The 13,000-nt window shown below is 65.5% G+C and carries 8 protein-coding genes and 1 pseudogene; all 9 read left to right on the forward strand.

Going from position 1 to position 13,000, the window contains the following annotated elements:
* Nucleotide 1: 1 nt before the first annotated feature.
* Complete coding sequence (locus EJV47_RS23245; RefSeq protein ID WP_126695606.1) at nucleotides 2-331, forward strand: circadian clock KaiB family protein; 330 nt, start codon at nucleotides 2-4, stop codon at nucleotides 329-331.
* Entirely contained in the window at nucleotides 324-2,036 is a 1,713-nt protein-coding gene (locus tag EJV47_RS23250; protein ID WP_165903900.1) for a PAS domain-containing sensor histidine kinase, read from the forward strand. The genes EJV47_RS23245 and EJV47_RS23250 overlap by 8 nt, the downstream gene beginning before the upstream one ends.
* A gap of 54 nt (nucleotides 2,037-2,090) precedes the next feature.
* A complete protein-coding gene (locus tag EJV47_RS23255; protein WP_126695608.1) occupies nucleotides 2,091-2,495 on the forward strand; it encodes a response regulator in 405 nt (134 codons plus the stop codon).
* A 719-nt stretch (nucleotides 2,496-3,214) separates the two neighbouring features.
* Nucleotides 3,215-5,998 carry a DNA gyrase/topoisomerase IV subunit A gene (locus tag EJV47_RS23265; protein WP_126695646.1) on the forward strand — a complete coding sequence of 928 codons (2,784 nt, stop codon included), beginning with the start codon at nucleotides 3,215-3,217 and terminating at the stop codon, nucleotides 5,996-5,998.
* A 142-nt stretch (nucleotides 5,999-6,140) separates the two neighbouring features.
* Nucleotides 6,141-6,971 carry a tetratricopeptide repeat protein gene (locus EJV47_RS23270; RefSeq protein ID WP_126695609.1) on the forward strand — a complete coding sequence of 277 codons (831 nt, stop codon included), beginning with the start codon at nucleotides 6,141-6,143 and terminating at the stop codon, nucleotides 6,969-6,971.
* Between the two features lie 112 nt (nucleotides 6,972-7,083).
* The gene (locus EJV47_RS23275; protein ID WP_126695610.1) at nucleotides 7,084-8,517 is read left to right on the forward strand and encodes a L,D-transpeptidase family protein; all 1,434 of its coding nucleotides are present in this window, start codon (nucleotides 7,084-7,086) and stop codon (nucleotides 8,515-8,517) included.
* A 117-nt stretch (nucleotides 8,518-8,634) separates the two neighbouring features.
* Nucleotides 8,635-9,816, forward strand: a complete 1,182-nt coding sequence (locus tag EJV47_RS23280; RefSeq protein ID WP_126695611.1) for a tetratricopeptide repeat protein — start codon at nucleotides 8,635-8,637, stop codon at nucleotides 9,814-9,816.
* 223 nt (nucleotides 9,817-10,039) lie between these two features.
* The gene (gene thrS, locus EJV47_RS23285) at nucleotides 10,040-12,001 is read left to right on the forward strand and encodes a threonine--tRNA ligase (RefSeq protein WP_126695612.1); all 1,962 of its coding nucleotides are present in this window, start codon (nucleotides 10,040-10,042) and stop codon (nucleotides 11,999-12,001) included.
* A 386-nt stretch (nucleotides 12,002-12,387) separates the two neighbouring features.
* A pseudogene (infC, locus tag EJV47_RS23290) lies at nucleotides 12,388-12,942 on the forward strand (translation initiation factor IF-3); the annotation flags it as partial.
* Nucleotides 12,943-13,000: the final 58 nt, after the last annotated feature.

Genomic DNA, 13,000 nt, shown 5'->3' on the forward strand with positions numbered 1-13,000 from the left:
TATGGAAGCGCCTGAGCAACCGGAGGCCGCCGGGGCCGAGTACGAGCTGCACCTGTACATTGCCGGCAACACGCCCAGCGCGGCCGCGGCCGTGCGCAACCTGCAGGACATCTGCGAGCGGTACCTGGCGGGCCGCGTCGAGCTGCGGATCATCGACCTCAGCGCGCAGCCCGAGGCGGCCGGTGAGGAGCAGATTGTGGCCTCGCCGACGCTGGTGAAAAAACGCCCGGGCCTGACGCGCTTCCTGGTGGGCGACCTGTCGGACCGCCGCCGGGTGCTGGCCCTGCTCGGCCTCACGCCCGATGCTCACGACCCCTACCTGCATGACTAACCGCCCGCCGCGCACCGCCGCCGAGCTGGCGCAGGAAAACGAGGAGCTGCGTCAGCGGCTGCACGAGGCCGAGGACCTGATTCAGGCCATCCGCACCGGCACCATCGACGCGCTGGCCGTGCAGGCCCCCGACGGGCCGCGCGTGTTTACCCTGCAAGGCGCCGACCAGAGCTACCGCACCCTCATCGAGCAGATGAGCGAGGGGGCGCTGCTGCTAAGCCAGGACGCCACCGTGCTTTACTGCAACGCCGGCCTAGCCGCCCTGCTGGGCCGGCCCATGGAGCAGCTCATCGGCACCAGCTTCCACCACTACGTGCCGGTGGAGTGCCGCCCGTACTGGGAAGGGCTGCTGGCCAGCAGCTGGACGGGCCGCGGCCGGGGCGAAATGCCGCTGGAAACCGCCGACGGCCTGCTGCAGTCCTTCGCCCTGGCCCTGAACGTGCTGACCTTCGGCGACACGCCCACGCTGGCCGTCATCCTCACCGACCTCACCGACAAGCGCGAAATCCAGGCCATCGGGGCGCGCATTGCCGAGCAGAATGCCCAGCTGGAGCGCCAGAAGGAAGCGCTGCGCACCCAGGCCCTGGCCCAGCGCGCCGCCGAGCAAACCGCCGCCGAAACCAGCCGCATCCTGGAGGGCATTCCGCACATTGCCTGGACGGCCGACCCCGCCGGCCGCAGCACCTACCTGAACCGCCGCTGGTTCGACTACACCGGCGAAGCCGCTACGCCCGCCGGCTCCGAGCTGCTGCGCTACCTGCACCCCGGCGACGTGCCGGCCGTGCAGGCCAGCTGGGCACGCAGTCTGCAGGGCGGCGCCCCATTGGAAATGGAATGCCGCCTCCGCAGCGCCGCCGGCGAGTACCGCTGGATGCTGGCCCGGGCCTTGCCCTCGCGCAACGAGCAGGGCGACATTATCCAGTGGATCGGGGCTTACACCGATATTCACGAGCACAAGCTGGCCCAGCAGCGCGTGACCGAGGCCCAGGAGCAGCTGCGCGCCAGCAACGAGCAGCTGCTGCGCATCAACCACGACCTGGACAACTTCATCTACACTGCCTCCCACGACCTGAAGGCGCCCATCAACAACATCGAGGGCCTGCTGGGGGCGCTGCTGGCCGAATTGCCGGCCGAGCTGGTAAGCAGCCCCGGGGTGCAGCCCCTGGTGACGATGATGCAGGGCTCGGTGGACCGCTTCAAGCGCACCATCGAGCACCTAACCGAGGTGACGCGCCTGCAGAAGGAGTTTGAGCAGCCGCCGGCGCAGGTGGATCTGGCCGACATCGTGCGCGAGGTCGGCCTGGACCTGGCCCCCGAGCTGGCAGCCACCAATACCCGCCTGGACGTGCAGCTGGACGGCTGCCCGCCCTTGTCCTTCGCGGAAAAAAACCTGCGCAGCATCGTCTACAACCTGCTCAGCAACGCCGTGAAGTACCATAACCCAGGGCGCGAGTCCTGGGTGCGCGTCGGCTGCCGGCTGGAGGGGGCGTTCCTGGTACTGACGGTGCAGGACAACGGCCTGGGCTTCAACGCCGCGGGCAACCCCAAGCTGTTCGGCATGTTTCAGCGCTTCCACGACCACGTGGCGGGTTCCGGCATCGGGCTGTACATGATTAAGCGCATCATCGAAAACGCCGGCGGCCGCATCGAAGTGGCCAGCGAAGTGGGGGTGGGCTCAACTTTTTCCGTCTATTTCCGCCGCTGATCCGTATGGAGGAGCAAGCTCCTTCTTTACCGCGCCGCGCACCTGCTTGCTCTAATGCCCAAACTTGCCCGTATTCTGCTTGTCGACGACGACCACACTACCAACTACCTGAATCAGCTGTTGCTCCGCCGCCTCGACGTGGCCGACCGCCTGCTGGTGGCCCAGAACGGGCAGGAGGCGCTGGCGGTGCTGCAGGCGCATGCCCCGCCCGCGGCGCGGCCCGAGCCCACCCTGGTGCTGCTCGACGTGAAAATGCCCGTCATGGACGGCTTCGAGTTTGTGCAGGCCTATTCGCAGCTGCCCGCCGCCGAGCGGCAGGACGTGGTTATCGTGATGCTGACGACTTCCCTGCACCCGCAGGACGTGGAGCGCATGCAGCAGCTCGACATTGCCGGCTTCCTGAACAAGCCCCTGACCCAGGAGAAAGTCGACGATATTCTGCAGCAGCACTTCGCCTAAACTCTTTCTTGCCATTGCCCGCCGGCCACCCGGTGCGGCCCCGCCCCGGAGTTTATTCGGCGGTGCGGGGCCGCACCGGGTGGCCGCTGCGTTTGGCCGGGGCCGGAGGGAAGTCCGCCGACAAAGCCGAACAATTAGCTAAATGCATTGCTAATATGGTTAGTTAAAGTGGCGGGTTCTGGCTTAACATAATACGTTGAACGGAACGGTGTAGGGGCTTTATTTTGGGCCAGGGCATGGGAATGACTAAAAAAATTAGGAACTTTATCGGCGCCAAAAGGCTTGCTGCATGTTGTGCTCTGGCCGGCATCTGATATTTTTGAAGGCCGTGCCCATCCCGTCGTGGTGGGCGCTGCTGGGGCTGTTCTGGTTGCCGAAGCCCGCTGTTTCACCCACGTTTCGCCGCTGAGTTGATGAGTTAAGCCTTACCCGTGTTGCCCGGTGCACGCTAGTTTCACCGGGCGGTTTGCAGAAGCCTTTGGCCGCTGAGCGGCGGCCGAAGAGAGGTACAAGAACATAAACCGTGGCCCCGGGCCACTCCGCGCGTGTCAAACGACCCCCACACCCCCGACGAGCAGAACCTGAACGGCCAAGACCCCGAGTTGTTCGGCGTCGGGGACACCATTGATTTTGGAGCCGCTGCCGACGAGCCGGCTGCCGTTTCGCCGCTCCTGGGCCCCGACGGGGAGCCCCTGCCCGCCGACGAGCTGGCCCCCGAAATGGCCGACGAAGCCCTGGAAGAAGCCGAAGCAGAGGCCGTCGAGGCCCAGCCCGAGGAAGGCGACTTCAAGCCCGGCGAGACGATTCACGACATCAGCAGCATCGGCGGCATGTACCAGAACTGGTTTCTGGACTACGCCAGCTACGTGATTCTGGAGCGCGCCGTGCCCGCCATCGAGGACGGCCTCAAGCCCGTGCAGCGCCGCATTCTGCACGCCATGAAGGAAATGGATGACGGCCGCCTGAACAAGGTGGCCAACATCATCGGGCAGACCATGCAGTACCACCCCCACGGGGACGCCAGCATCGGCGACGCCATCGTGAACCTGGGCCAGAAGGAGCTGCTCATCGACAAGCAGGGCAACTGGGGCGACGTGCGCACCGGCGACGGCGCCGCCGCCCCGCGCTACATCGAAGCCCGCCTCTCGAAGTTTGCCCTCGACGTGGTCTTCAACCCCGAAACTACCGAGTGGCAGGCCAGCTACGACGGCCGCAAGCGCGAGCCGGTGACCCTGCCGGTGAAGTTTCCGCTGCTGCTGGCGCAGGGCATCGAGGGCATTGCCGTGGGTTTGAGCACCAAGATCATGCCCCACAACTTCCGCGAGCTGTGCCGGGCCTCCATCGACGTGCTCAAGGGCCGGGACATCATCCTCTACCCGGATTTCCCGACCGGCGGCCTCTGCGACATTTCGAACTACAACAACGGGGTGCGCGGCGGCAAGCTGCGCCTGCGCGCCACCATTGAGAAGGTCGACAAGACCATGCTCATCATCCGCGACGTGCCCTACGGCACGACCACCACGGGCGTGATGGAGAGCATCGTGAAGGCTTCGGAAGCCAACAAGATCAAGATTAAGAAGGTAGTCGACAATACGGCCAAGGACGTGGAAATCCAGGTGCACCTGCCCAGCGGGGTGTCGCCGGACCTCACCATGGACGCGCTCTACGCCTTCACCGACTGCGAAATCAGCATCTCGCCCAACACCTGCGTCATCATCGACGAGAAGCCGCGCTTTGTGGCGGTGGAGGACATGCTGCGCCTGAGCACCCAGAAAACGCTGCGGCTGCTGGAGCGGGAGCTGGAAATCCGCCAGGACGAGCTGCAGGAGCGGTGGCATTCGGCTTCGCTGGAGAAAATCTTCATCGAAAACCGCATCTACCGCAAGATCGAGGAGTGCGAGACCTGGGAGCAGATCCTGGAAACCATCGACGCCGGGCTGAAAAAGTACGTGCGCATCGATGGGGAGCGGGAGCGGGCCAACGATACGCGCATTGTGCTGCGCCGGGCCATTACGGAGGAAGACCTCACGCGCCTCACCGAAATCCGCATCAAGCGCATCTCGAAGTACGACGGCTTCAAGGCCGACGAGTACATTCAGAAGCTGGAAGCCGAGCTGGAGGAAGTGGCCGACAACCTGGCCAACCTCACCCGCTACGCCATCCGCTATTTCGAGGGCCTGCTGAAGAAGTACGGCGACGGGAAGGAGCGCAAAACCGAGTTGCGCACCTTCGACGTGGTGACGGCCCAGAAAGTGGCCGTGGCCAACCAGAAGCTGTACGTGAACTACCAGGACGGCTTCGTGGGCTACGGCCTCAAGAAGGGCGGCGACGAGAACGTGAAGGAAGTCTGCGCCTGCTCCGACCTCGACGACATCATTGCCATCAAGCGTGACGGCTCGTTCGTGGTGAGCAAAATCGCGGAGAAGACCTTTGTGGGCAAGGACATCCTGTACGCGGGCGTCTACAACAAGAACGACGACCGGCTGGTGTACAACATGGTGTACCAGGACGGCCCCTCGGGCATCAGCTACGCCAAGCGCTTCCTCGTCACGGGCATCACCCGCGACAAAAGCTACGACCTGACGAAGGGCGGCAAGGGCTCCAAGGTGCTCTACCTGACGGCCAACCCCAACTCGGAATCGGAAACCGTGGCGGTGGAGCTGTCGGACAAGGCCCCGGCGCGCATCAAGAAGTTCGACTTCGATTTTGCCGAGCTGGCCATCAAGGGCAAGGGCTCGATGGGCAACATCGTGACCAAGCAGCCGGTGAAGAAGATTCTCTTCAAGGAGCGCGGCGACTCCACGCTGGGCGGCCGGGAAGTGTTCTTCGACGAAGTGGTGGGCCGCCTCAACAACAGCGGGCACGGCCGCTTCCTGGGCACTTTCGACACGGAAGACACCGTGCTGGCCGTGTACAAGGACGGCTCCTACGAACTGACCGCGCCCGACCCGACCATTCACTTCAACATGCGCGACCTGCTGCTTCTGCGCAAGTTCGACGAGGACGTGGTCATCAACGCGGTGTACCTGGAAGGCGAGACGAAAACCCACTTTGTGAAGCGTTTCCGCATCGAGACGAGCACCCAGGCCAAGCGTTTCCTCTTCATCCCCGAAACCAAGGGCACTCACCTGCTGGTGGCGACCTGCGGCGTGGCGCCCGAAATCGAGCTGAAGGTGCAGAAGGAGAAGAAAGGGGAGAAGCTCACCGAGCGCCTGCACTTGCACGAGTTCATCGACGTGAAGGGTTGGAAGGCGCAGGGCAACAAGCTCAACTACTTCAAAGTGCTGAGCGTGGAGCTGCTCACCGACGAAGGCCCCGAGCCGGAGCGCAAGCAGCAGGCCCGCCGCAAGGGCCCGGCTACCATTCCGCGCCCCAACGGCGCGGCCGCGGAAGCGGCCCCGCTGCCCGAGCACGAGGGGCCGGTGGACATTTCGCCCGAGGAGGTGGAACGCGCCCAGGCCCTGCTGCGCAAGCCTAAGTCGCAGCTGGGGCTCGGCTTCTGATTCGCGGACGCGCTGCTAAACCGCGGCCCGGTGCGGCTGTCTGCCTGGCGCGGACGGCGGCGCCGGGCCGCGGCCGTTTGCAGCTTTTCGGGACCAAAACCGTATCTTACCTCTGCCCGTATTGCCCGCCAGTCCATTTCTTATGCGTACCCGTTGCTTTCGTCTTGCCGCCTGCCGCCCCTTGCTGGGCCTGGCCGTGCTGTGCCTGACGAACACCGGCGCGTGGGCCGGGGGCGGCCCCGACGAGGGGCCCAACGGCATCAGCAGCGCCGACGTGCCGGGGCTGCTGGAAGAGGCCAAGGCCCTGCAGCTGCAGTACCGTGAATCGGCCGCGCTGGCCCGCTACGAGCAGATTTTGGGCACCTTCCCGCGCAACTACGACGCCCTTTGGCAGGCTGCGGTGCTGAGCGTGAGCATCGGTACCCGCTACAGCGACGAAAGCCGCCGCGGGGCCTACTACACCTCCGCCCGCCAGCTGGCCGACCGCGCCTACGCCGTCAACCCCCGGGGCGGGGAGGCCAACTACGCCGTGGCCCTGACGCTGGCCCAGCAGGCCACCATCCGCAGCGCCCGGGACCGGCTCAGCCTCTACAAAAGCATGAAGGGCTACGTCAACCGGGCCGTGGAGTACAGCCCCTACTTGCCCCAGGCCTGGCAGATTCTGGGGCGCTGGCACTACCGCGTGGCGCACCTGAACCTGGTGGAGCGGGCTTACTGCCGGCTGTTTCTGGGCGGGCCGCCCACCGGCGCCTCCAACACCAAGGCCATGGAAGCCCTGCGCCGCGCCAAGTTCCTCGACCAGTGCCGCATTCAGTACTGCTACGATTTGGCCCGGGTGTACCACAACCAGCGCCTGCACTCGGCGGCCATTGAGGTGCTGCGCGAGGCGGCCGAGCTGCAGCCCATGACGGGTGAAGAGCTGGAAACCAGCCGCCGCTGCCGCAACCTGCTGGAGCAGCTGGAGCGCAAATAAGCCGCCGCATTCCGCCCGGGCAGATTTCTGAGTGCCGTGTCCGACCTTTTTGCCGCCGTTGTAGTATCTTGATAGGAGGCGGTCCGGGCCATTCCCGCGTCGTTTCTGGTCTATGAGCCAGCTTGCTCGTTTCCTGCGTCCGGCGTGGCTGCTGCTGGCCACGCTCAGCGCCGCTCCCGCGGCGGCCCAGTCGGAGGCCGATGTGGCCGAGGCCCTGCGGCAGGCCCTGGCCGTGGTGCCCGGGCCGGTGGGGGAGCTGCCCGCCCAGGTGCGGCGCTTCTACGAGGCGGTGAACTACGCCCCCGTTTGGACGGACGCCGCCGGTGGCCGGTCCGCCGCCCGGGCCGGCCACCGGCTCCTGCAAAACGCCGCCGCTTACGGCCTGCCGCCTACTGAGCTGGCTGCGGGTCTCGGCAGTCTGCTCGATTCCCTCGCCACCGGCGCGCCGGCGGCCCGGCTGCGCACCCGCGTGGAGGTTGAAACCCGCCTGACGGGTGCTCTGCTGCGGTTTACCAGCCAGCTGCGCCGCGGCCAGCTGAACCCGGCTACCCTGCAGCCCGCCTCCTGCGCGCCCGATTCGGTGTTCGACCCGGTGTTCTGGCTGCTGTCAGTACGCAGCTGCCCCGATTTTACGCGGCAGCTGCTGGCCGCCCAGCCCCGGAGCCGCAGCTACGTGCGCCTGCTCGGGGCCTGGCAGCGTCTGCAGCGCACCGACTCGGCCGCCGCCCGCCGCCTGGCCTGGCCCGTGGCGGCCAACCTGGAGCGGCTGCGCTGGGAGCCGGCCGCCGACTCGTTTGCCCTCGTGGTCAACGTGCCGGCCTACACCCTGCAGGCCGTGCGTGGGGCCCGGGTGGTGCGCACGTTCCGGGTGGTGGTGGGCGGCCCCAGCACGCCCACGCCCGAGCTGTACAGCCGCCTCCGGTTTTTCGAGACTTCGCCCCAGTGGAAGGTGCCACGCAGCATTGCTACCCGCGAAATGCTGCCTCGCCTGCGTCGCAACCCCGGCTACCTGGCCGACAACAACTACCAGCTCTACGACCGGGCCGGCAAGGTGGTCAATCCGCAGCGCGTGGACTGGAAAAGCGTGACGGCGGAGACGTTCCCGTACACCATTCGCCAGGCCGCTACCAGCGACAATGCCCTGGGTAACGTGGTGTTCCGCTTCCCGAACCCGCACGACATCTTTCTGCACGACACGCCCAGCCGCAAGCTGTTCGCCCAGCCCCGGCGCGCCCTCAGCCACGGCTGCATCCGCGTCGAAAACCCCTTGCAGCTGGCCGTGTTCCTGCTCCGCCGCGACTACGCCGACCAGCCCCGCCTGGCCCAGCGCAACGTGCAGCGCATGTGGGACAGCGTGTACGGCGGCTACAGCAAGTATTTTCCGCTGCGCTACCCCGCGTCCATCATCGTGCGCTACCTCACCTGCCACGCCGACGACGGTCCTACGCTGCGTCAGCTGCCCGACGTGTACGGGCGCGACGCCGAGCTGATAGCCGCCCTGCAAGGCCCGGCACCCGAGCTGCCGTCCGCTACGGCGGCCGAGTAAGCGGCCTGCGCTGATGATTTGCGCCGGCTGCCGCGCTGGCCTGGGGCCGAGGCAGCGGGCTGGCAGCCCGATAAAGCGGCCGGGCGCGTACCTTTGCCCTTCGTCACCTGCCTTGCCGTGCCTGCCCCGTTTCGTCGTTGCCTGTTTCCGCTGCTCCTGAGCCCGCTGCTGCTGGCCTGCGGCGACGCCCAGCCTGAACAGGGGCAGCCCGACACCATGGTGGATTTGCGCACCGTGCGCAGCGGGCCCGACATTCAGGCTGCCGAGCTCAACGGGGCCATTGCCCGCCAGCCGCGCAACCCCGTGCTCTACGCCCGCCGGGCCGGTTTCCGCGTGGAAGACGGTCAGCTGGACGCGGCGTTGCAGGACATCAACCAGGCCATTGAGCTGGACGACGAGCCGCCGGGCGAGTTTTTCCTGACCAAAGCCCGCGTGCTGCGCGCCCAGGGCAAGCTGCAGTCGGCCATCGACGCGGCGGCCCAGGCCCAGCAGCGCGGCTACAACCCGCCGGAGCTGCACCTGCTGCTGGGCGAAACCAACCTGGCCGCCCGCCGCTACAGCACCGCCCTCGACTACCTCGACCGGGTGCTGCGCGAAGACGCCGACCACGCCGCCGCGCTGTTCTATAAGGGCTTGGTGTACACCGCCCTGCGCGACACCGTGCAGGCCCTGGACTACCTGCGCGCCAGCGCCGCCCGGGCCCCGCGCCAGCCCGAGGTGCTGCACCAGACGGCCTACCTGCTCAACGCCAACCGCCAGCCCCTGGCCGCTGCGCCCTACATCGAAAGCGGCCTGCGCGCCGACCGCAACTACGCGTCGTTGTGGTACGACCGGGGCCGGGTGTTCGACTTCGCCGGCCAGCCCGACAGCGCCGCCCGCCAGTACGCCCGCGCCACCCGCCTCGACACCACGCTCTACCGCGCCGACTACCGCCTGGGCCTGTATTACTACAAAAACAAGCGCTTCGCCCAGGCCATCCAGCCGCTCAGCCGGGCCCGCCGCCGCAGCCAGTACCTGCCCGACGTGGGCCTGATGCTGGCCGAAAGCTACGAGTGGGTGGGGCAGACGCAATCGGCCTGGATTGCCTACCGGGCCCTCGTGAAGCAGTTTCCGGGCAACCGCCACTACACCTACAAAGTCTGGAAAGTAGGCCAGCGCCTGCCGGGCCGGCAGCTCGATTCGTTGAAGCTGGTGTATGGCGCCCCGCCCTTGCCTCAGCCCCGCCGCGTACCCGCCGCCGTACCCGCGCTGGAACCGTTGGAAGTGAAGCCCCCGACGCTGGTCACGCCCACTAACTAAGCCGGCACTGCTTCCGGGCAGACGGCGCGGGTCGTCCGACCGATTTCGGTATCGGGCTGATAGGCTAACCGGGCCGCGCTGCCCGCTTGCAGAATCCGCTGAATTATCCCGTTGCTGCAGCTGTTACAGGCCTTAGCAATGCCCATTTATCCGCTTCTCGCGTGGTTTCTGCGCTTGAAGCTGCTAACTTGCGCGCTACCGCAATTTTTTGCACGTTTCTCTAATGATTAACATCACGCTCCCCGACGGCTCCGTGCGTCAGTTCGAAGCGGGTGTGAGCGGCTACGACGTAGCCGCCAGCATCAGCGAAGGCCTGGCCCGCAACGCCTTGGCCGTGCGCGTCAACGGCGAAGTCCGCGACCTGCACCGCCCCATCCAAGACTCCGCCAACCTGGAGATTCTCACATGGAACGACGAGGCGGGGAAGAATACCTTCTGGCACTCCTCGGCCCACTTGCTGGCCGAGGCGCTGGAATCGCTGTATCCGGGTATTAAGTTCGGCATCGGCCCGCCCATCGAAAACGGCTTCTACTACGACGTGGACCTGGGCGAAGGCCGCAGCATCGGCCCCGACGACTTTGCCAAGATAGAGCAGAAGATGCTGGAGCTGGCCAAGAACAAGAGCCGCTACGAGCGCCGCGAGGTGTCGAAAGCCGACGCCATTGCCTACTTCACCGAGAAGGGTGACCCGTACAAGCTGGATTTGCTCGAAGGCCTCGAAGACGGTAGCATCACCTTCTACGAGCAGGGCAACTTCACCGACCTCTGCCGCGGCCCGCACATTCCGGATACCTCCGCCATCAAGGCGGCCAAGCTGCTGAACGTGGCCGGCGCGTACTGGCGCGGCAACGAGAAAAACAAGCAGCTTACGCGCATCTACGCCATTACCTTCCCCAAGGACAAGGAGCTGAAGGAGTACCTGCACAAGCTGGAGGAAGCCCGCAAGCGCGACCACCGCAAGCTGGGCAAGGAGCTGGAGCTGTTTGCGTTTTCGGAGCGGGTAGGAGCGGGGCTGCCGCTGTGGCTGCCCAAGGGCACCGCCCTGCGCGAGCGGCTGGAGCAGTTTATGCGCCGGGCCCAGGTGAAGGCCGGCTACCAGCCCGTCGTCACCCCGCACATCGGCGCCAAGGAGTTGTATGTGACCTCGGGCCACTACGAGAAGTACGGCGCTGACTCCTTCCAGCCCATCAAGACGCCGAACCCGGGCGAGGAGTTCTTCCTCAAGCCCATGAACTGCCCGCACCACTGCGAGATTTACAAGACCAAGCCGCGCTCTTACCGCGACCTGCCCCTGCGCCTGGCCGAGTTCGGCACGGTGTACCGCTACGAGCAGTCGGGCGAGCTGCACGGCCTGACCCGCGTGCGCGGCTTCACCCAGGACGACGCCCACATCTTCTGCCGCCAGGACCAGGTGAAGGAGGAGTTCATTAAGGTGATTGACCTGGTGCTGTACGTATTCCGCGCCCTCGGCTTCGAGGACTACACCGCCCAGATTTCGCTGCGCGACCCGGAAAACAAGCAGAAGTACATCGGCACCGACGAGAACTGGGCCGCCGCCGAATCGGCCATCCAGGAGGCGGCGCTGGAGCGCGGCCTGCGCACCGTCACGGAGCTGGGCGAAGCGGCCTTCTACGGCCCCAAGCTCGACTTCATGGTGCGCGACGCCCTCGGCCGCAAGTGGCAGCTCGGCACCATCCAGGTCGATTACAACCTGCCCGAACGCTTCGAGCTGGAGTACGTAGCCCCCGACAACTCGCGCCAGCGCCCGGTGATGCTGCACCGCGCCCCGTTCGGCTCGCTGGAACGCTTCGTGGCCGTGCTCATCGAGCACTGCGCCGGCAACTTCCCGCTGTGGCTGGCCCCGGAGCAGTTCATCATCCTGCCGATTTCGGAGAAGTACCACGACTACGCCCAGCAGGTGCTGGCCCAGCTGCAGCAGGCCGACCTGCGCGGCACCACGGATGAGCGCGACGAGCGAATCGGCCGCAAAATCCGCGACGCCGAGATGCAGAAGATTCCCTACCTGCTGGTGGTGGGCGAGAAGGAAGCCGAAAACGGCATCGTCTCGGTCCGCCGCCACGGCGAAGGCGACCTGGGCTCCATGCCCATTGACGCCTTTATCCGCAACTTCCAGGAGCAGGTGGAGGAAATGATGAGCGGCAAAGCCGTAGCGGCGCACTCGTAAGGGAGACGTCCGTCATCCTGAGCGGAGCGAGGGACCTTCCTCGAACCCTGCACTAACCAAGAAGCGCAGCCACAAGCCGAAAAGGGGAGTGGCTGCGCTTCTGCTTTACGCAAGAGGGAGCCTGCATACGGCTCGTAGCGTCATTACTAGCTCCAAGGAAGGACCCTCGGCTGCACTGTGGGATGACACGTGGCGAAATCGAACTAATCCCGCCCCAACCCCGTTAAAACCCATGCAGCCCGCTGGAAACCCGGTTTTCAGTGGGCTGAATTTTGTCGTTCGGGAAAATTGCCGGATATTCGCCCGCTCAAATAGTTGGCGGCGCTGATTTACAGCCGCTTTCAGCCGTTTGCCCCGACCAAGTTTCACCTAAACTCTGAAGTCTTATCAGAACCCCTAACCGCCGCCTCCCTCCGCGTCAAGTGGAGGAGCCGTTCAAAATCAATAACAAGATTACGGCCCGCGAAATCCGCCTTGTCGGCGAGAACGTGGAGCAGGGCATTTACCCGACCGATCAGGCGCGCCGCATGGCGGAGCAGCAAGGTCTGGACCTCGTGGAAATTTCGCCCACGGCCGTACCGCCGGTGTGCCGCATCATCGACTACTCGAAATTCAAGTACGAGCAGAAGAAGCGCACCCGCGAGATGAAGGCCAAGCAGACGAAGGTGGTGGTCAAAGAAATTCGTTTCGGCCCCAACACCGACGACCACGACTTCGCGTTCAAGCTCAAGCACGCTCAGGAATTCCTGCGTGAGGGAGCTAAGATCAAGGCTTACGTACACTTCGTGGGCCGTAGCATCGTCTTCAAGGAGCGCGGCGAGATTCTGCTGCTCAAGTTTGCTCAGGCCCTCGAGGATCTGGCCAAAGTGGAGCAGCTGCCCAAGCTCGAAGGCAAGCGCATGTTTCTCTACCTGGCTCCCAAGGCCGTGGTAGTGAAACCGGCCGGCGCACCGAAACCCGCTGCTCCGAAGGAAGAAGGCAAGGCCGCACCGGCCCCGA

This window comes from Hymenobacter gummosus (genome assembly GCF_003970915.1).
Classification (GTDB): domain Bacteria; phylum Bacteroidota; class Bacteroidia; order Cytophagales; family Hymenobacteraceae; genus Solirubrum; species Solirubrum gummosum.